This is a genomic window from Caballeronia sp. SL2Y3 (assembly GCF_022879575.1).
In the GTDB taxonomy this organism is placed as follows: Bacteria; Pseudomonadota; Gammaproteobacteria; order Burkholderiales; family Burkholderiaceae; genus Caballeronia.
The window spans coordinates 894,601-912,143 of the sequence record NZ_CP084261.1; the positions used below are offsets into that span (position 1 = coordinate 894,601).

The following is a 17,543-nucleotide window of genomic DNA, read 5'->3' on the forward strand; positions in this document are numbered from 1 at the left end:
ACGAGGCGACATTATCGGTTAATTACGCGCCCTCTTCCCTTTGCGACAAAAACTGGCCCGTGACGGCTCCGCTTCTAGCGTCACAAGCCGTTTTCGACCATCGACAGAAGCCGCGCGGCAAGCGGCTCGACCGACTCCGCGCCCAGCCCTTGCAGCGGTCCTTCGATCAGCAGCAGCGCAAAGCCGTGCACCGCGCTCCACGCGAGATATTCCGCGTCGGGCCGACGCCGCGCATCGAGCGCGCCTGCTTCCACCATGTCATCGAGCGCGCGGCTCAAAAGCTGGAACGGGTCCAGACCGCTCGGTCCTGCTCCGTACGGTTCATCGTGCTCTCTCCATTCCGCCTGGGCCGCCGCGAACGCGGTGCGAAACAAACCCGTTTCCGCTTGCGCGAAGCGCAAATAGCCCGCGCCGACCGCGCGCAGTCCCGCACGGGCGGCATCGGCGCGACGGCGCTTCTTCGGGCGCGCGGCCAGTTCTTCTTCCATCGCCTCGGCCACCGACGACAGCGCCGCCGAGCGCACCTCGGACAACAGCGCGTCCCTGTTCTCGAAGTGCCGGTACGCCGCGTTCGGCACGACGCCCGCACGGCGCGTTGCTTCGCGCAACACGATGGCATCGGGGCCGCCTTCGCGGGCGAGCTGAATGCCCGCGTCGATGAGCGCGCGCCGAAGGTCGCCGTGTCTGTAAGTGTTTCGCGGCCTGGCTTTTGTCATGGGATTTCTTGTTATCTCCGACGGTGACGGTCCTATGTGGACACTGTCCATTATCTCTGCTATTTTTTGTGGACGCTGTACACAAGTGAGACCTGCCCGTCGCCTGGAGCGAACATGAACGACGAGAACGACCGTGCGCGTGACGAAGCGCGTATTCGCGGACTGACGGAAGCCTGGCGGCAAGCCGTGCTGGCAAAGGACGCAGCGGCGCTCGTCGCCCATTACGCGCCCGATGTCGTCGTGTTCGACGTCGTGCCGCCCGCTTCGATAACCGGCGTGGAGCGTTATCGCGACAACTGGCAACGCTGGTTCGACAGCATCAGCGGCCCGCTCGCGTTCGACATCGTGGAGATGCATATCGCGGTCAGCGGCGAGCTGGCGTATGCGCACTCGCTCAATCGCGTGGCGGCGGGCGGACGCGACGACATCGTGCGCGCGACCGTGTGTTTCCGGAAGATCGGCGGCGACTGGCGCGTGGTGCACGAACACGCGTCCGTGCCGCTCATGATGGACATGGACCCCGACGAAGCATCCTGACCGTCCTCACCCAAGGAGCAGACATGACAGTGCAACCGTATCTGTTTTTCGAAGGCCGCTGCGAAGAAGCCGTGTCGTTTTATCGCGAGCATCTGGGCGCGCAGGTGCTGATGACCATGCGTTACCGCGACAATCCCGACGCAGGCAAGCAAGGAGATAGCCAGGCGGCGAGTGGCTGCAGCATGCCGCCCGGTTCCGAAGACAAGATCATGCATACGGCATTCACCATCGGCGATTCAACGGTGATGGCGTCCGACGGCATGTGCAGCGGCAAGCCGAATTTTCAGGGCGTGTCACTCTCGCTCACGGCAAACGACGAGCAGCAGGCCGAGAAGTACTTCAATGCGCTCGCCAAGGGCGGACAGGTTCAGATGCCGATGACGCAGACCTTTTTCGCGAAACGCTTCGGCATGGTTCAGGACATGTTCGGCGTGTCGTGGATGGTGCTGGGCGGCGTGGAGCACCAGCCCGCCTGAAGGTTGGCGGGAATGCGGGGCGTAACAGCCTGAAACACCTGACGCGCATAAGGGCATTCGAAAACGTGGAACAATGTCGGCTGATATCCGAACACAGACCGACAGGAGCTTTCATGAGCGCCCCGCACACCCATCATCTCACCGGCTCGGACATGCCCGCTGAATCAGCCGATCGTCCGACGCGCGAGGAAGCCGAAGCCGCCGTGCGCGTGCTCCTGCGCTGGGCCGGCGACGATCCGCGCCGCGAAGGTCTTCTCGACACGCCGGCGCGCGTCGTCCGTTCCTACGAGGAGTTCTTCGCCGGTTACGCGCAGAACCCGCACGAGATTCTCGCGCGCACGTTCTCCGAAGTGCAGGGCTACGACGAGATGATCGTGCTCAAGGACATTCGCTTCGAGAGCTATTGCGAGCATCACATGGTGCCGATCATCGGCCGCGCGCACGTCGCCTATCTGCCGAACAAGCGCGTCGTCGGCATTTCCAAGCTCGCGCGTCTGGTCGATGCTTTCGCCAAGCGCCTGCAGATTCAGGAGAAGATGACCGCGCAGATCGCCGATACGCTCGAAGAAGTGCTGCAACCGCTCGGCGTCGGCGTGATTCTCGAAGCCGCGCACCAGTGCATGTCCACGCGCGGCGTGCATAAGGCGGGCGTCTCGATGGTGACCTCGCGCATGCTCGGCTCGTTCCGCGACGATCCTTCCACGCGGCGCGAATTTCTCGCCATCGTCGGGCAGCCGTCCGGCTTCAGCGTGTCGAATACCTGAAGAGGCTAACGAAAAAGCAAAAGGGCCGCGCCGCGGCCCTTTTGCTTTTCATGCGCCGAAGCCGTTGCGCGGCGCATCGGCGCCCGTGCCTTCGCGCACCTTGCCTTGCGACACGTTGCTCCCCGGCGGAACGCTGTGCGTCAACCAGACGTTGCCGCCGATCACCGAGCCTTTGCCGATGGTGACGCGCCCGAGAATGGTCGCGCCCGCGTAGATCACGACATCGTCCTCGACGATAGGATGCCGCGCATTGCCCTTCACGAGCATGCCGTCCCCACCGGCGGGAAAGCTCTTCGCGCCGAGCGTCACGGCCTGATAAACGCGCACGCGCTCGCCGATGACCGCCGTCTCGCCGATCACCACGCCCGTGCCGTGATCGATGAAAAAGCTCGGGCCGATGGTCGCGCCCGGGTGAATGTCGATGCCCGTCAGCGAATGCGCGATCTCGTTGATGAAGCGCGCGAGCAGCGGCACGCCCAGACGGTGCAGCGCATGCGCGAGCCGATGATGCATCATGGCCCACACGCCGGGATAGCACAGCAGAATCTCGGTGATGTGCTGCGCGGCCGGATCGCCAGAAAACGCAGCCAGAATGTCCGACACCAGCAGGGCCCGGATGGCGGGCAGTTGCGCGCCGAACTCCCGCGCGGTTTCGAACGCCTTCGCGCTCAGGTCGGCGTCGCTCGTCTCGCGATGTTCCGGCAGAAAGCGCAAGGCGCGGCGAATCTGCTCGTGCAGCAGACGCAACGTGGTTTCGAGCGTCTGGCCGACGTAGTAGTCCACGCTTTCGTCAGTGAGATCGGGCGTGCCGTAATGCGTCGGAAAGAGCGCGGAGCGCAGCCCGTTGACGATCTTCACGATGGCGTCGCGCGACGGCAGCTCGCGGATGCCGAGCGGATGCCGCGTGCGATGCAGTTGTTCGCGCGACTCGCGCAACTCCGCCACGATGCGCGACAAGCCCCATTCGCGCGGTGCGGGAGCGGTGACGGCACCGGATGATTCGGGCGAAGTGCCGGGCGGCACGGATCTGCTGGGCGAAGCCATGTTCTGCGTATCAATCTCTGAGCGATGGTGACAACCGCCGTGGCCGGCGCGGCGGACGAACGCCAAGAGTACCCGGTTTCGACCGACCGTGCCGCAACGCGCGCGGCCCACGTCCAGCATAGGTTGCGCGCAATCGTTTGCGAATCATGGGCGCGGCTCCCGGCGCTAGACCGTGACGTGACTCGCGTCGATCCAGCGCACGGCCCAGTCGCGCGCGTGCGCGATGGCCTCGTCCTCGCTGCGAAAGCGCAGGTCCGCGGGAAAGAAGCGGTTCGCGACCAGTTCGCCGTCGCTCGATCGCGAGATCACCACGTAAGGTTGGTACGTGCCTTCTGCCGTCCGTGCGGGCGCGCAGTTCAGCAGATAGCCTCTATGCGAAAAGGCGGCATCGTGTTGCATGAGTCACCCGTCTTAAAGTGCCCTGCTCTTTCGAATGGCATTGCTGTCACGCCGGCAGGTGTCCTGAACGCGCCCTCCTGAATTGTTGGCGTTCCGCGCCTATTGCGCTTTGCCGGCGACAAGCTACAAATAATACTGGTAGTGAAAGCCCTTAGTCTCGAAAATCGCCCGCGAAATTTTGGGTGGCCGGGACCATGTCCATCGGATGAGGGCGGCGGTTCCGTCGCTAAAAAACCGGAACGACTTTTGCCGAAGCCCTTCTTTGTTTGCAGGAGGAACGCCAGATGAACAACGCCGAATCCAACGAGCCGCAAGACAGGCAAGCCGGCCGCGCGGCCGACAGTCCCATCAAGACGCCGTCGACGGAGACGGCGCACATCCGCATGAGCGATGCGCAAGCGGCAGAGTCCGGCCGCGACGCGCGCCCGCAACCCGCGCAAGCCGAGCCGGCAGCGGCAGCACCGGCGGCGGTGACGGATGCCGGGCAGCGCCGGCCGCGTGGCGTCGATGTGCTCAACGACGACACGCTCGACGACACCGTCGATACCGACGCGAAGAACATTCACGCGAAGCGCGAAGCGGAAATGCTCGCCCGCGAACCCGATGCCGTGATCTTCTCGAATGCCACGCTATCGAACCATGTGCCGGAGGCGAGCGGCGTCCTCGCCGGTTTCGATAGCCGTCCGGGGCACAAGGGATTCGCGCTCGCGGTGGCGAACGGGTATCGCGTCATCGATCGGGGAATGGTCGCGCCCGCGGTGCCGGACGTCGAGGAACATCTGCGCTTCGTCGCGCGCGATGCGCACGGCCATACGCTGCAAGGACGCACGCACTATGCGCTGAACCACTTTCGGCCGTCGCGGCTGATCGTGATCGAACGGTCGTGAACGGCCTCAAAAGTAATCGGGCGGCCGCGCGTTGAGGACGCGGCCGCCCGCTCTTCGCTTACTTCTTTTCGTCCTTCTCGTCGTCCGTCTCGATGCGGGTCACGCCGCCCGTTGCGGGCGGATCGCTGGCCGGGAAGGTGTCTTCCACGGCCTTGTCGACCGTGCCTTCATCGCGCTCGGAAGTCGGGTTCTGCTCTTTCGTGTTGCTCATCGTCGGCTCCTTTTGTCGTGACGTCGATAGCATCACAGCAAAGATCATTCCGAAGCCGGCGAGAGGCAGGCACAACGATTGCGGCATGCCTTCTGCTCTTTCACGGGCGAACCAAAGACAAGAATCCGGGACCGCATACATTCGAATAAAGGGGAAGGTGATGACCACGAGTCAGACCTACGACGGCCTGAACGCCACGGACGAGACCGGCGACGGCGAGGCGCTGCGCGAAGCGCGTCCCGCCGCTCCCGAACGCAGCGCGGCGCAGCAACGGTTCAAGTCGGCGCTCGCGTGCCTCGGGGCCGCGTACGCGCTGTCGTGGGCGGAACTCGGGCTCGCGCTCGCCATGGGCTTTCCGGGCGATGCGGCAAGCCATCCGGTCGCGGCATCCATCGTGTCGCGTGTGCTCGTCGGCCTGCTGTATCTGTGCGTCGCCTCCCGCCTGCAATGGGCGCGCTGGCTGACCGTCGCGCTCGGCTTCGTCACGGTGGCGCTGGTCGCGCCGACGCTCGCGCTGCAATGGCACGTCTTCCCCGCAGCGGCCGTGGTGTCGGGGCTGACGCTCGCGTGCCGTTTCGCGGCGTCGCTGTTCCTGCTCTCGCCGATGCCTGCGCGTCGGGCCGCGTGACGCCGCTTCCTGCAGCGGCTTTTCAGCGCGCCTTTGCGCGGGCACAATGCGTTGCCGTTCTTTCACTGCAACGCTTGCGAGGCTGCTCATGAAAATCGCTGTCATCGGCGCGACCGGCACGGTCGGCCGGGCCGTCTGCGCCGAATTCCAACCGCGTCACGAAGTCATCGAGATCGGCGCGACGCGTGGCGCCCATCGCGTCGATCTGCTCGATCTGGACAGCATCAAGCGCCTTTTCGATGCCATCGGCCGAGTCGATGCGATCGTCGCCACGGCCGGTCATGTCCACTTCGGCGAGCTCGTCAAGATGACACCCGCGCAGTTTCGCATGGGCCTCGACGACAAGCTCATGGGCCAGGTCAACCTCGTGCTCACGGCGCGCGACTATCTGAACGATGGCGGCTCCTTCACGCTCACGAGCGGCATCGTCGGCGCGGAGCCGATCCGGCTAGGCGCGAGCGCGGCAGCCGTCAACGGCGCAATCGAAGGCTTCGTGCGCGGCGCGGCGATCGAACTGCCGCGCGGCCTGCGCATCAACGCCGTGAGCCCGACCATGCTGGAAGAAGCGCGCGAGAGCTTCGGGCCGTATTTTCGCGGCTTCGAGGCGGCGAGCGGCGCGCGCGTGGCGCTCGCCTATAGCCGCAGCGTGGAAGGCGCGGAAACCGGCCGCGTGTATGCCGTGCATTGAGCGCGTGGTTCGCTTAAGCTCGGCGCTTGCCTGGAAAGGAGCAGCCCGATGGAATGGACTCGTGGCGAATGGCGCGTGACGACGGACATCGCTTCGTTCGACTTCGACGTGATTCACCGCTATCTGAGCGAAGTGGCGTACTGGTCGCCGGGCGTCGGGCGCGAAACGGTCGAGCGCGCGGCGCGTCATTCGCTCGCGTTCGGCCTTTTCGAAGGCGCGCGGCAGATCGGCTATGCACGCATGATTACGGATACCGCGACCTTCGCCTATCTGGCGGACGTTTTCGTGCTGCCCGAGCGTCAGGGCGCGGGCCTCGGCAAGTGGATGATCGAATGCGTGATGGCGCATCCCGACTTGCAGGGCTTGCGCCGCATGATGCTCGTCACGTCCGACGCGCACGGGCTCTATGCGCGCTTCGGCTTTCGCGCGAGCGCCCATCCTGAGCGGATCATGGAGAAGACCGCCGCGCGTCCCGCCTAGCCGCCCTTCACGCCTTGCGTGTTGACGTAAAGCGAATAGAGCCCGTGGCTCGCCGCCATGAAGAGCCGGTTGCGATGCCGGCCGCCGAAGCACACGTTCGCGCATCGCTCCGGCAGGTCGATGTGGCCGATCGCCTCGCCTTGCGGCGTGAAGATGCGCACGCCGTCGAGCTCGGCATCGCCCATGCCCCAGCCGCACCACAGATTGCCGTGTATATCGACGCGAAAGCCATCCGGCGTGCCGGGACCCGCGTCGATCAATTCGCGCCGCTTGCCGAGCGCGCGGCCGCCGTCGAGCACGTCGAACGCGATGATCTTGCGCGGCGTCGAGCGCGACTCGACCACGTACAGCACCGATTCGTCGGGCGAAAACGCGAGTCCGTTCGGGCCGATGAAGTCGTCGATCATCACGGTGATCTCGCCGCTCTGGCCGTCGACGCGATACACGCACGGCTTGAGTTCCGAGGGCTGCTTTTCGCCTTCGTAGAAGCCGTCGATGCCGAAGGTCGGATCGCTGAACCAGATCGAGCCGTCCGACTTCACGACGACATCGTTCGGCGAATTGAACGGCTTGCCGTCATAGCGGTCCGCGAGCACGGTGATGGAGCCGTCGTACTCGGTGCGCGTCACGCGCCGCGTGAGATGCTCGCAGGTCACGAGCCGCCCTTCGCGGTCGCGCGTGTTGCCGTTCGCATTGTTCGACGGCTTGCGAAAAACGCCGACCTGCCCGCTTTCCTCGTCCCAGCGCAGGATGCGGTTGTTCGGTATGTCGCTCCACAAGAGATACCGCCCGTCGCCGAACCACACCGGCCCTTCCGACCAGCGCGCCCCTTGATAAAGACACTCGACCGACGCCGATGCAATGCGCAGCGCGTTGAAACGCGGATCGAGCACGCGTACGGCGGGGTCGGGATAGCGGCGGTCGGAAAGGGTCATCGGTTCGGATTCTCGTTGAACGTTGAACGTTGGACGGAGCACAGCAAGAGGACACGGCGTTGTCAGTTCGGCCCGAGTTCGCCATCGCGCAGGCGCCAGAGATTGAGCGGGTTGTCGTCGGCGAGCGCCTCGGGCAAGAGCGCCGCCGGCAAGTCCTGATAGCAGACCGGCCGCAGAAAACGCTCGATCGCCATTGCGCCGACCGATGTCGAGCGGCCATCGGATGTCGCCGGATACGGGCCGCCGTGAACCATCGCGTACGACACCTCGACGCCCGTCGGAAAACCGTTCGCCAGAATCCGCCCGGCCTTGCGTTCGAGCACCGGCAACAGGCGCCGCGCGAAGTCGATATCGTCGTTATCCATCAGCAGCGTCGCGGTCAGCTGGCCTTCGAGCTGACGCGCCACCGCGATCATCTGGTCTTCGTCCTCGCACGCGACGATCACGGACGTCGGCCCGAAAATCTCGTCGGCGAGATGCGGCGTCGCGAGAAACTGCTCCGCGCTCACGCGATACAGCGCCGGCAGCGCGCCGCTCGCCGCCTCCGTCTCCTTTCCCGTCGCGATGCGCTGCGCGCCCGAGTCATCGCGATGCCGGATGCCGTCCTCGTACGCCGCCGCGATGCCTGCGGTGAGCATGGTCTGCGCGTCCTTCTTTTCGAGCGCGGCTGTCGCGTGATCCACGAAAGCGTCGAGCTTGGCGTCCGCGAGCGCGAAGACGAGCCCCGGGTTCGTGCAGAACTGTCCGACGCCGAGCGTCACCGAGTCGATGTAGCCCGCCGCGAGCGACTCGCCCCGCGTGGCGAGCGCGCCCGGCAGCGCGAACATCGGGTTGACGCTGCTCATTTCCGCGAAGACCGGGATCGGCTCCGGGCGCTTCGCTGCGATCTCCATCAGCGCCAGCCCGCCGCGCCGCGAGCCCGTGAAGCCGACCGCCTTGATCGCCGGATGCGCGACAAGCGCCTCGCCGATGGCGTTGCCCGCGCCGACGACGAGCGAGAACACGCCTTCGTGCAGGCCCGTCTCGGCGACGGCCTTCTGCACCGCGCGCCCGACCATCTCGGAGGTGCCGAGATGCGCCGGATGCGACTTCACGACGACCGGACAGCCCGCCGCCAGCGCCGCCGCCGTGTCGCCGCCCGCCACCGAGAACGCCAGCGGAAAATTGCTCGCGCCGAACACGGCGACCGGTCCGACCGGAATCTTCTGCAAGCGCAGGTCCGGACGCGGCGCGGGCTTGCGCTCCGGCTGCGCGGAATCGAGCGTCGCGGTGAGCCAGCGCCCTTCGCGCACGAGCGACGCAAAGAGCCGCAACTGCGCGACGGTGCGTGCCCGTTCGCCTTCGAGCCGCGCCTTAGCCAGCGCGGATTCGGCCTGGGCGCGCTCGATGAGCGCATCGCCCATGCCGAGGATGTTGTCCGCAATCGCTTCCAGCAGTTGCGCGCGCGTCTCCAGCGGTGCCTGGCGATACGGATCGAACGCGGCGTCGGCCAGTTCGCACGCGCGCGCGACTTCCGCCGCCCCGCCGCCGCCGAACACGGGTTCGAGATCGACGTTGCGCGCCGGGTCGAAGGCGCGCAGCGTGGCGTCCGTGCCCCGCACGGCCGTCGCGCCGATCAGCATTTCTCCGGTGATCATCATGGTGATTTCTCCGTGCTGGTGCTGCCGCCCGTCACGGGCGCCAACGAGTGTGAACGTGCCGCGCACGCATTACGCGTGCCGCTCAGCCCTTGCCCGCCCGCCGGAACGTGATATGCCCGATGCGCCGCACGAGCAGCGCGGCGACGAGCGCGGCCACGCCCGTCAGCATGACGCCGATGTGCACCGACTGCACGAGCGCATCGCGGGCGGCGTCGAAGAGCGCGGGCGCGTCCAGCGCCGCCGCCGTCAGCTCGCGCTGCATGGTATCGCGCAACGCTTCGTCGACCAGAATGCGCGGGTCCGCGAAACGCGGCTGCCATTGCGCCGCTGCGCCCGCGCCGAGCACGCTGATCGTGCGCGTCACGACGCTCGCGTAATGATGCGCGACGATCGTCCCCACGATGCTCGTGCCGAGCATGCCGCCGACCATGCGCGTCGATTGCAGCAGCGCCGTCGTGATGCCGAAGCGCTCACGGCCAGCGATCTCCTGGCCGAACACGTTCATGTTGTTCAGCACGAAGCCGAGGCCGATGCCGACCGCGGCCATCGGCAACTCGATCCAGACATGCGGCGTCGTGGCGCGCGCGAACGCCAGCGCGACCGACGCCACCAGCAAGAGCGAAAAGCCGATGGTCAGAATCTTCGTCGGCTTGCGCAGATGAATCACGATACGCGTATTCACGAAGCTCCCGATGGCGATGCACGCGGCAATCGGCGTCGCGAGCAGCCCGGCCTCCTGCGGCGACAGCCCGAAGCCGCCCTGCAACAAGAGCGGCGCAAAGAAGATCAGCGAGAACATCACGAAGCCCGCGAGAAACGACAGCGTGAACAGCGTGACCAGATGCGGATCGCGGAAGATGTCGAGCGGCAGAATCGGATGCGTCGCGCGCCGTTCGCAGACCAGGAGCGCCGCCGCGCCCGCGACGACCAAGCAGCCGAGCGCGATGTTGCCGCCCGAGAGGCCGCTTTTCGGCACGGACTCGATCAGCGACTGAAACCCGCCGAGCACGAGCGCGACGAGCGCCGCGCCGAGCCAGTCGATCTTCACGCCGCCTTCGCGCGGCCGGTGCAGATTCGGCAGATGCGCCCAGATGAAGTACAGCGCCGCCGCGCCGACCGGCAGATTGACGAGGAAGGTCGAACGCCAGCCCCAGTGCTGGCTCATCCAGCCGCCGAGCGACGGCCCCGCCGCCGTGCCGATGCCGTAGGCCGCCGCGAGCACCACTTGCCAGCGCACGCGCGTGCGCGGATCGGGGAAAAGATCGGGAATCGCGGCGAACGCGGTGCCGACCATCATGCCGCCGCCGACGCCTTGCAGCCCGCGAGCCAGCGCGAGAAACAGCATGTTCGGCGCGAGCCCGCACAGCACGGACGCCACGGTGAACGTGATCACCGCCGCGATGACGAAGCGCTTGCGCCCGAAGTAGTCGCCGAGCCGCCCGAACACAGGCACGGTGACGACGGAAGCGAGCAGGTAGGCACTCGCGATCCACGCGTAATACTCGAAGCCGTGCAGTTCCGCGACGATGGACGGCAGCGCCGTGCTGACCACGGTCTGGTCCAGCGCGACCAGCATGTTGACGAGGCCGATGCCGAGCATCGCGTAAAGAGCCGTGCGGAACGCAAGTGCGTGAGAAGGGGCGTCAGGCGTGCGGGCGTCGGTCGTGCGGGCGTCGGTCATGCGGTCGGGTGTTAAGCGGGCGCTTAGTCGGTGGAAAGACGAATTGTACGGCGTTGCGTGCGGCGGATCGACTCATCTCAGAAATGCGCGAGCCTGCGCGCGCTATCCTGCCCGTGCGTTTGCGGGTCCGAACGACCGAGACGCAGCGAAACGCCATCGCGCTTTCGACATCGATCAACGGAGCACACGCCAATGTTCAAACGCATCATCGTCGCCATCGACGGCAGCCGCACGTCGCAACGCGCCTTCCAGACGGCGCTCGATCTGGCGGTCCAGCACGAGGCCGTCATGCAGCCGTTCTACGTCGTCGAAAGCGCGCCGCTCTACATGGACTTCCCCGGCTACGATCCGTCGCCATTGCAGGCGGGGCTCGCCGAGCAAGGCGCGACGCTCGCCCGCGAGGCCGCCGAGGCGATGAAAGCGAGCGGCATTGCGGGCAGTGTCGTGACCGCCGACGCCACCGCGAGCGACGACGTCGCCTCGCTCATTCTCTCGGCTGCCAGCACGTTCAATGCCGACCTGCTCGTGATGGGTACGCACGGCCGCAAGGGCATGCAACGGCTGATTCTCGGCAGCGTGGCCGAGCGTTGTCTGCGGCAGGCCACGCTGCCGGTGCTGCTGATTCCGTCGGCGGCAGGCGTTTCAAACGTTCAGGACGTTCGGGACACCGCGGCTAACCCATGATGTAAGCATCGGGCAAGGCGCGGGGGCGCGGCATTTTTTCGCGGTGCCGGCAACGTCTGCCATGGGACAATCGTTTTGTCATTTATCAAGAAACGAAGTCCGCCATGTCCGAATCGTCTTCCATGCGGCGCCGGGCCGCGCATTGTTCCAGCTGCGCCATGCGCCATCTGTGCATGCCCGAAGGGCTGTGCGCCAACGATGTCTCGCGGCTGGAGAACATCATCTCCGTCACGCGCAAGATACGGCGCGGCGAGGCGCTGTTTCGCACCGGCGACCCGTTCGATTCGCTCTACGCGGTGCGCTCCGGCTCGCTCAAGACGCTGGTCACGCATGACGGCAGCCGCGACGGCGGCCGGGAGCGCGTTACCGGACTGCTACTCGCGGGCGACGCCCTGGGTCTCGACGGCATCGGCGACGGGCGGCATACGTGCGACGCGGTGGCGCTGGAAGACAGCACGGTCTGCGTCGTGCCGTACGCGCTTTTCGAGCGCATGTGCCGCGAAACCGACGCGCTTCAGCGGCGCATGCACCGCATGATGAGCCAGGCGATCAACCGCGAATCGGACCATGTCGTGCGACTCGGCATGCTGCGCGCCGACGAACGCGTCGCGCGCCTTCTGCTCGATATGTCGGCGCGGCTCGCGCGGCGCGGCTATGCGGCGACGGAGTTCACCATGCGCATGACGCGCGACGACATCGGCAGCTATCTCGGCATGACGCTCGAAACCGTGAGCCGTACGCTGTCGCGCTTCGACAAGCTCGGGCTGATCGAGGCGCACGGCAAATCCATTCGCATCCGCGATTTCGAGCGCCTGCGCAGTATCTGACCGCAGTACCTGACATTTAGCCTGCCGCCCCGCCCGGTGGGGCTTCGTGCCGGATTCTTCGCCGCGCCCGAACAAACGCCGGCCATTATCGGCTTGGCACGCGCTTCGCTTCGCATTAGTCTTTTCGTTTTCCAGGGCACAGCCTTGGCCTGCCACGGAGACCGAGCGACATGAATCGCGAACCATCCCTGCGTCATCCGCTGCTCGACCGGCTCGCCGAAGCGCGCCGCGTCACCGATGAACTCTTCGACATCGTCAAGCGCGAGCATCTGTACGATCGGCCGATTGCCGAGCGCCACCGTATCGTATTCTATATCGGCCATCTCGAGGCGTTCGACCGCAATCTGTTCGACCAGCGCCTGTTCCATCTGCCGAACGCCCAGCCTGCTTACGACCAGCTATTCGCGTTCGGCATCGACCCGGTGGATGGCGGTCTGCCGACGGACCAACCCGGCGACTGGCCCTCGCTCGACGAAGTGCACGCATACCGTGCGCGAGTGCGCGCGGACATCGACGCGCGCTTCGATCCCATCACGCTCGTCGCGCACCCCGTTTCCGCCGACGAGTCGCCCGCGAAGCTGCTCGAAGTCGCGATCGAGCATCGGCTGATGCACGCGGAGACGCTTGCGTACATGTTGCATCAATTACCGGTCGACAGGAAAAAAGCACCGGCCGATGCCGCGTCCGAGCGCACAACGGATCGCGCGCTCTCGCATGAAACCGTGCACGTTCCGACCGGCAGCGTGACGCTCGGCCTCTCGCGCGAAAGCCAGCGCTTCGGCTGGGACAACGAATTCGGCGAAATGCGCTTGGACGTGCCTGCGTTCGACATCGACCGCTACATGGTGTCGAACGGCGACTATCTGCGCTTCATCGACGCGGGCGGTTACTGGAACCGCGCGCTGTGGACCGACGACGACTGGGCGTGGAAGGAAGCGCAGCGCATCGCGCATCCGGCGTTCTGGGTGCGCGGCGACGAAGGCGCCGACAACCAGCATCCAACGGACTCGGGCTGGAAGCTGCGCACGATGTTCGAGGAGATCGCGCTGCCGCTCGACTGGCCGGTCTACGTGAGCTATGCCGAAGCGAACGCCTATGCGCGCTGGGCCGGCAAGCGCCTGCCGACGGAAGCGGAGTGGCAGCGCGCGGCCATCGGCGCGCCGCACGTCGCGGAAGGCAACTTCGACTTCCGCCGCTGGGACCCGACGCCCGTGCAGGCGCATCCGGATAACCGCAGCGATTTCGGCGTGGAGGGGCAATACGGCAACGGCTGGGAGTGGACATCCACGACCTTCGGCCCGCTCACAGGCTTCGAGCCGTTTCCTTTCTATCTCGGCTATTCCGCCAACTTCTTCGACGGCAAGCACTTCGTCATCAAGGGCGGTTCTCCGCGCACGGCTGCATGCATGCTGCGCCCGAGCTTTCGCAACTGGTTTCAGGGGCACTATCAGTACGTCTATGCAGGCTTTCGCTGCGTGAACGTCCGCTGAGCCTCAGCCGGCAAGCGTAGACATCGTTCGGTGAACGAAATGTTCTACCGCTTGCCCGCTTGTTGAGCCGGCAAGGACAGCACTCCCCGTCGATTCGTACGACGAATGAATCGCTTGCGGCGGCCACGCAGCGAGTGCATTTCCATTTTCGATCGACTACCATCGGCAAGACGAACGACAAGCCAGTGCATGACTGCAACGATGACACGTGCCATGCCGTGGCATCGCCAGTCACGCGAATGCACTGCGTTTGACGCGACCACATTTCCGAGGGTAGCCGATGCGAATTGCATTCATCGTCGACAGATTGCCGGTTCCGTCCGAAACGTTCGTTCTCCGTCAGATGAAAGGCTTCGCAGAGCGCGGTCACGAGGTGTTCGCCCTGGCTGCGAAGTACGACGACACTGCGGTGGACCCCACGCGGGGACGCGTGGAGTTGCGCGTCTTTCGACAAGACGTCAGCATGCTGCGCCACTCCGTGTCGTGCGCGAAGCTCGGCGCCCTGGCTTGCATCGACGACAAGCGGCGCAAGCGCCTGTCTGTCGCCCTTCGCGCGGCGGCGACCGGGTGTCGTTCTGCATTCATCGACATCGTGTCGGGCGGCGACACGGAGGGCATCGACTTCGACGTCGTGATCGCGCACTTCGGCCCCATCGGCGTGCGCGCCATGTATCTGAAGGAAGCCGGACTGCTGAGCGGGCCTATCGTCACCGTCTTTCATGGTGCCGACATGAGCGATCACGCGGTCGTCGAGCGATGGCTGCCGCATTATCGGCGCCTCTTTCGCCTGAGCCCGCTGCTACTGCCGATCAGTAATCTCTGGCGCAACCGGCTCATCGAATGGGGCGCGCCCGAATCGCGAACGAAGGTTCACCACGTGGGCGTGGAAACGCACCGGCTGACTCCGCAGGCGAGCAACCGGCCGTTGCATCGCCCGCTCAAGGTACTGAGCGTGGCGCGATTCACCGAAAAAAAGGGACTGGCGTACGCCATCGAAGGAGTGCGTGGTTGCCGGCATCCGGTGCAGTTGAACCTCATCGGTTTCGGACCGCTCGAAGACGCGCTGCGCAGCGCTGCGTCGTCCAGTACGAACGAGATCAACTTTCTCGGCAAGTGCTCGCACGAGCGCGTGTTCGAAGAACTGAAGAGCGCAGACGTGTTTCTGCTGCCCTCCGTCGTGGCCAGCAACGGCGACATGGAAGGCATTCCGGTGTCGATCATGGAGGCCATGGCGACGGGCGTGCTGGTCGTCGCGACCCGGCACAGCGGCATACCGGAGCTCGTGACGCATGGCGTGACAGGCCTGCTCGTGGAGGAGCGTTCGGCAAGCGGCATCGCCGAGGCGCTTTCGGCAATCGTGGAGGGAAAGGTCGATGTGCAGGCGATGCGCACGAACGCTCGTCGCAAGGTGGAGAACGAATTCAACGGCCAAGCGCTCGATGCGGATCTGGAAAGACTGCTCGTTCGAACGTTCGGCTACGCCACGCCCACGAGCGCGGACGACCACACCTATCATGGCGACGAGGTAGCGGTCGGTTACAACCGTCCACCCAGTTAGTGCCTTCATTCTCGTTTGACCGTTCCGCCGTCGGGCTCGCTTGTCGAGCCACGTCGCGTCGAGAATCCTAACTGAGCGAGCGTTCGAGTCGACCGCTGACGATGGAGGCAGATGAATGACCGCAAGACAAATGCTCATTCACGGTATCAAGGTTTGCTTGCCCGACAAGGTGTTGCTGAGCCTTTATCATCGTCGCAGGATCGGCCGCTTCCCGAATCTGCGCAATCCGGCCACGTTCAACGAGAAGGTCTTGCAGCGGTGCCTTGCGCCCGACCCGCGTTATACCGATCTCTCCGACAAGCTGAAGGTTCGCGCTTATGTCGCGGACAAGATCGGCGAAAAGTATCTGATTCCGCTGTTCGCCGCGCCGTCCACTTTCACCCAGCGCGACTTCGACGCGCTTCCTTCCACCTTCGTGATGAAGGCGAATCACGGCTGCGGGTTCGTGAAGCTCGTCAGGGACAAGCGCGAGACCTCGTTCGAGGCGCTGAATGCGCTGGCGCAGCGCTGGTTGTCGACGAACTTCTTCACGGTGGCGAGGGAACGGCACTATCAGGCTATCGAGCGCCGCATTCTGTTCGAGAAGCTCCTTCTCGGGCCGGACAACAAGGTGCCGCCCGATATCAAGATCCATGTCTTCAACAGAAACGCCGACGATCCGCAGATTTTCATTCTCGTGATTTCGGATCGATTCGAAGGACATCCACGCGGCGATATCTACGACGCTCACTGGAACCGGCTCGACATCAAGATGGGGCACTACTCGCAGAGCGACACGCCCGCTCCCCGTCCGCACAATCTCGACGAAATCCTATGGGTAGCGCGCACCCTGGCAAGCGATTTCGACTTCGTGCGGGTCGACCTCTATAACGTGGACGATCACATTTATTTCGGTGAACTGACATTCACGCCCGGCGCGGGCTTGTTCCCGTTGACGCCGGACAGCGTCGATTATGAATGGGGCCGCTTGATGTAATCGGGACACCACGCAATCCGCGCACGCGCCAGCCGGTCGCGTGCCACATCCCATTGGCAATGGCCGCATTCACGCCCACGACGCTTAGACAAACGATAAAGCGGCGACGAAATCGCTCAAGTAATTAGTTCCGCATAGGGTCGATCGGGATGAAATAACACCCGCGACGCATGGCTTCGGCACATTAACGAGATGGTACACTGCCGCCGCCGCGAAGGCCGTTGCATGTCATCGCCGTCACGCGGGAAGGCTTGTCCAGCTTACGTTCACTTGAGCTGCGAGATCCCAGAAACAGCCGCTTCCCCGCCGCATTCGCCGAACTGACAGAAACAACAGCTAGTCTTTTCACTGGCAAAAAAAAACGCATTGAAGTAAGTTCTGGCGGTAATAGCGCCTGGACAAACGTCCGGATCGGTGCTCGCACGCCCTAATAAAAACATGGCCGCTATCTTCGATTATCTTTTGGACAGACAAATATCCAGGCAATGGCGCGGCGTGCTGTCCGCGCTCGCGGATGAGTTCGAGGCGCAGATCGGACATGGCGAACTGCGCGAGCTGATGCATCGCGTGGGCAGCCGTTTCGCGAAGGCGCATGCGCTGCCGCCCTGCGATTCGACGTCCGCGCTCGCGGATGCGCTCAACGCGCTGTGGCGAGACACCGACTGGGGCTTCGTCGAACTGTCCGACGAGCGCGACCACCTGAGCATCGTGCATTACTGCGCGCCGTTGCCGGCCTTCGGCGAGAGCGCCCTCGCGTGGACGCCGGCGTTTCTCGAAGGCGCGTATCAGCAGTGGCTCGCCGGCCTGGGCGCGCAAGGGCTCGCTATCCGGCAGGCAAGCGAATTCGGCGGCGACGCCGCCATCGAGTTCAGGCTCGCGCGCGCCGCAGTCTGAATCCGGCATTTCGAATACCGGTGACCGC

At 64.9% G+C, this 17,543-nt stretch carries 20 protein-coding genes; 13 read left to right on the forward strand and 7 right to left on the reverse strand.

What is annotated here, in order from left to right; translation table 11 throughout:
- Nucleotides 1-80: 80 nt before the first annotated feature.
- Complete coding sequence (locus LDZ26_RS17435; protein WP_244849412.1) at nt 81-716, reverse strand: TetR/AcrR family transcriptional regulator; 636 nt, start codon at nt 714-716, stop codon at nt 81-83.
- A 114-nt stretch (nt 717-830) separates the two neighbouring features.
- Here LDZ26_RS17435 and LDZ26_RS17440 point away from each other — a divergent pair, with 114 nt between their 5' ends.
- From LDZ26_RS17440 to folE, 3 genes are all read left to right on the forward strand, one after another.
- Complete coding sequence (locus LDZ26_RS17440) at nt 831-1,253, forward strand: nuclear transport factor 2 family protein (protein WP_244849413.1); 423 nt, start codon at nt 831-833, stop codon at nt 1,251-1,253.
- 23 nt (nt 1,254-1,276) lie between these two features.
- A complete protein-coding gene (locus LDZ26_RS17445) occupies nt 1,277-1,729 on the forward strand; it encodes a VOC family protein (protein WP_244849414.1) in 453 nt (150 codons plus the stop codon).
- A 113-nt stretch (nt 1,730-1,842) separates the two neighbouring features.
- The gene (folE, locus tag LDZ26_RS17450; protein ID WP_244849415.1) at nt 1,843-2,493 is read left to right on the forward strand and encodes a GTP cyclohydrolase I FolE; all 651 of its coding nucleotides are present in this window, start codon (nt 1,843-1,845) and stop codon (nt 2,491-2,493) included.
- Between the two features lie 48 nt (nt 2,494-2,541).
- Here the strand turns inward: folE and epsC are convergent, their stop codons facing one another.
- The gene (gene epsC / locus LDZ26_RS17455; RefSeq protein WP_244849416.1) at nt 2,542-3,537 is read right to left on the reverse strand and encodes a serine O-acetyltransferase EpsC; all 996 of its coding nucleotides are present in this window, start codon (nt 3,535-3,537) and stop codon (nt 2,542-2,544) included.
- A gap of 165 nt (nt 3,538-3,702) precedes the next feature.
- On the reverse strand, nt 3,703-3,936 hold the full coding sequence (locus LDZ26_RS17460; RefSeq protein WP_175942044.1) for a hypothetical protein: 234 nt from the start codon (nt 3,934-3,936) through the stop codon (nt 3,703-3,705).
- A gap of 284 nt (nt 3,937-4,220) precedes the next feature.
- On the opposite strand from LDZ26_RS17460, the gene LDZ26_RS17465 reads away from it, so the two are divergent.
- Nucleotides 4,221-4,823: a DUF3005 domain-containing protein gene (locus tag LDZ26_RS17465; RefSeq protein WP_244849417.1), complete on the forward strand. Its 603-nt coding sequence runs from the start codon at nt 4,221-4,223 to the stop codon at nt 4,821-4,823.
- Nucleotides 4,824-4,881: 58 nt separating this feature from the next.
- Here the strand turns inward: LDZ26_RS17465 and LDZ26_RS17470 are convergent, their stop codons facing one another.
- On the reverse strand, nt 4,882-5,034 hold the full coding sequence (locus tag LDZ26_RS17470) for a hypothetical protein (protein WP_244849418.1): 153 nt from the start codon (nt 5,032-5,034) through the stop codon (nt 4,882-4,884).
- A 160-nt stretch (nt 5,035-5,194) separates the two neighbouring features.
- Here LDZ26_RS17470 and LDZ26_RS17475 point away from each other — a divergent pair, with 160 nt between their 5' ends.
- The 3 genes from LDZ26_RS17475 to LDZ26_RS17485 all read left to right on the forward strand — a co-directional run bounded on the left by LDZ26_RS17475 (nt 5,195) and on the right by LDZ26_RS17485 (nt 6,830).
- Nucleotides 5,195-5,662, forward strand: a complete 468-nt coding sequence (locus LDZ26_RS17475) for a hypothetical protein (RefSeq protein WP_244849419.1) — start codon at nt 5,195-5,197, stop codon at nt 5,660-5,662.
- A gap of 88 nt (nt 5,663-5,750) precedes the next feature.
- Nucleotides 5,751-6,350 carry a short chain dehydrogenase gene (locus LDZ26_RS17480; RefSeq protein ID WP_244849420.1) on the forward strand — a complete coding sequence of 200 codons (600 nt, stop codon included), beginning with the start codon at nt 5,751-5,753 and terminating at the stop codon, nt 6,348-6,350.
- Nucleotides 6,351-6,398: 48 nt separating this feature from the next.
- On the forward strand, nt 6,399-6,830 hold the full coding sequence (locus tag LDZ26_RS17485) for a GNAT family N-acetyltransferase (protein WP_244849421.1): 432 nt from the start codon (nt 6,399-6,401) through the stop codon (nt 6,828-6,830).
- Here the strand turns inward: LDZ26_RS17485 and LDZ26_RS17490 are convergent.
- The 3 genes from LDZ26_RS17490 to LDZ26_RS17500 all read right to left on the reverse strand — a co-directional run bounded on the left by LDZ26_RS17490 (nt 6,827) and on the right by LDZ26_RS17500 (nt 11,005).
- Nucleotides 6,827-7,765, reverse strand: coding sequence for an SMP-30/gluconolactonase/LRE family protein (locus LDZ26_RS17490; RefSeq protein ID WP_244849422.1), 939 nt, complete (start codon nt 7,763-7,765; stop codon nt 6,827-6,829). The two genes, LDZ26_RS17485 and LDZ26_RS17490, sit on opposite strands and share 4 nt — an antisense overlap.
- Nucleotides 7,766-7,827: 62 nt before the next feature.
- Entirely contained in the window at nt 7,828-9,405 is a 1,578-nt protein-coding gene (locus LDZ26_RS17495) for an aldehyde dehydrogenase (NADP(+)) (RefSeq protein ID WP_244849423.1), read from the reverse strand.
- 82 nt (nt 9,406-9,487) lie between these two features.
- Nucleotides 9,488-11,005 carry an MFS transporter gene (locus LDZ26_RS17500; protein ID WP_244850285.1) on the reverse strand — a complete coding sequence of 506 codons (1,518 nt, stop codon included), beginning with the start codon at nt 11,003-11,005 and terminating at the stop codon, nt 9,488-9,490.
- Nucleotides 11,006-11,278: 273 nt separating this feature from the next.
- Between LDZ26_RS17500 and LDZ26_RS17505 the strand changes: the two genes are divergently transcribed.
- From LDZ26_RS17505 to bcsD, 6 genes are all read left to right on the forward strand, one after another.
- Nucleotides 11,279-11,770: a universal stress protein gene (locus LDZ26_RS17505; protein WP_244849424.1), complete on the forward strand. Its 492-nt coding sequence runs from the start codon at nt 11,279-11,281 to the stop codon at nt 11,768-11,770.
- Nucleotides 11,771-11,874: 104 nt separating this feature from the next.
- Nucleotides 11,875-12,597: a helix-turn-helix domain-containing protein gene (locus tag LDZ26_RS17510; protein WP_244849425.1), complete on the forward strand. Its 723-nt coding sequence runs from the start codon at nt 11,875-11,877 to the stop codon at nt 12,595-12,597.
- Between the two features lie 170 nt (nt 12,598-12,767).
- On the forward strand, nt 12,768-14,087 hold the full coding sequence (locus LDZ26_RS17515) for an SUMF1/EgtB/PvdO family nonheme iron enzyme (protein ID WP_244849426.1): 1,320 nt from the start codon (nt 12,768-12,770) through the stop codon (nt 14,085-14,087).
- Between the two features lie 280 nt (nt 14,088-14,367).
- The gene (locus tag LDZ26_RS17520) at nt 14,368-15,645 is read left to right on the forward strand and encodes a glycosyltransferase (RefSeq protein WP_244849427.1); all 1,278 of its coding nucleotides are present in this window, start codon (nt 14,368-14,370) and stop codon (nt 15,643-15,645) included.
- A 115-nt stretch (nt 15,646-15,760) separates the two neighbouring features.
- Nucleotides 15,761-16,621, forward strand: coding sequence for an ATP-grasp fold amidoligase family protein (locus LDZ26_RS17525; RefSeq protein WP_244849428.1), 861 nt, complete (start codon nt 15,761-15,763; stop codon nt 16,619-16,621).
- Nucleotides 16,622-17,059: 438 nt separating this feature from the next.
- A complete protein-coding gene (gene bcsD / locus LDZ26_RS17530) occupies nt 17,060-17,515 on the forward strand; it encodes a cellulose biosynthesis protein BcsD (RefSeq protein ID WP_244849429.1) in 456 nt (151 codons plus the stop codon).
- Nucleotides 17,516-17,543 lie beyond the last annotated feature (28 nt).

Bases quoted from the DNA above. Each gene is read 5' to 3' on its own strand.
- LDZ26_RS17515 (WP_244849426.1), top strand. From the start codon at position 12,768: ATGAATCGCGAACCATCCCTGCGTCATCCGCTGCTCGACCGGCTCGCC.
- LDZ26_RS17490 (WP_244849422.1), bottom strand. From the start codon at position 7,765: ATGACCCTTTCCGACCGCCGCTATCCCGACCCCGCCGTACGCGTGCTC.
- bcsD (WP_244849429.1), top strand. From the start codon at position 17,060: ATGGCCGCTATCTTCGATTATCTTTTGGACAGACAAATATCCAGGCAA.
- LDZ26_RS17470 (WP_244849418.1), bottom strand. From the start codon at position 5,034: ATGAGCAACACGAAAGAGCAGAACCCGACTTCCGAGCGCGATGAAGGC.
- LDZ26_RS17525 (WP_244849428.1), top strand. From the start codon at position 15,761: ATGACCGCAAGACAAATGCTCATTCACGGTATCAAGGTTTGCTTGCCC.
- LDZ26_RS17520 (WP_244849427.1), top strand. From the start codon at position 14,368: ATGCGAATTGCATTCATCGTCGACAGATTGCCGGTTCCGTCCGAAACG.
- LDZ26_RS17445 (WP_244849414.1), top strand. From the start codon at position 1,277: ATGACAGTGCAACCGTATCTGTTTTTCGAAGGCCGCTGCGAAGAAGCC.
- LDZ26_RS17505 (WP_244849424.1), top strand. From the start codon at position 11,279: ATGTTCAAACGCATCATCGTCGCCATCGACGGCAGCCGCACGTCGCAA.
- LDZ26_RS17460 (WP_175942044.1), bottom strand. From the start codon at position 3,936: ATGCAACACGATGCCGCCTTTTCGCATAGAGGCTATCTGCTGAACTGC.
- folE (WP_244849415.1), top strand. From the start codon at position 1,843: ATGAGCGCCCCGCACACCCATCATCTCACCGGCTCGGACATGCCCGCT.
- LDZ26_RS17475 (WP_244849419.1), top strand. From the start codon at position 5,195: ATGACCACGAGTCAGACCTACGACGGCCTGAACGCCACGGACGAGACC.
- LDZ26_RS17510 (WP_244849425.1), top strand. From the start codon at position 11,875: ATGTCCGAATCGTCTTCCATGCGGCGCCGGGCCGCGCATTGTTCCAGC.
- LDZ26_RS17485 (WP_244849421.1), top strand. From the start codon at position 6,399: ATGGAATGGACTCGTGGCGAATGGCGCGTGACGACGGACATCGCTTCG.
- LDZ26_RS17500 (WP_244850285.1), bottom strand. From the start codon at position 11,005: ATGCTCGGCATCGGCCTCGTCAACATGCTGGTCGCGCTGGACCAGACC.
- epsC (WP_244849416.1), bottom strand. From the start codon at position 3,537: ATGGCTTCGCCCAGCAGATCCGTGCCGCCCGGCACTTCGCCCGAATCA.
- LDZ26_RS17480 (WP_244849420.1), top strand. From the start codon at position 5,751: ATGAAAATCGCTGTCATCGGCGCGACCGGCACGGTCGGCCGGGCCGTC.
- LDZ26_RS17495 (WP_244849423.1), bottom strand. From the start codon at position 9,405: ATGATGATCACCGGAGAAATGCTGATCGGCGCGACGGCCGTGCGGGGC.
- LDZ26_RS17465 (WP_244849417.1), top strand. From the start codon at position 4,221: ATGAACAACGCCGAATCCAACGAGCCGCAAGACAGGCAAGCCGGCCGC.
- LDZ26_RS17440 (WP_244849413.1), top strand. From the start codon at position 831: ATGAACGACGAGAACGACCGTGCGCGTGACGAAGCGCGTATTCGCGGA.
- LDZ26_RS17435 (WP_244849412.1), bottom strand. From the start codon at position 716: ATGACAAAAGCCAGGCCGCGAAACACTTACAGACACGGCGACCTTCGG.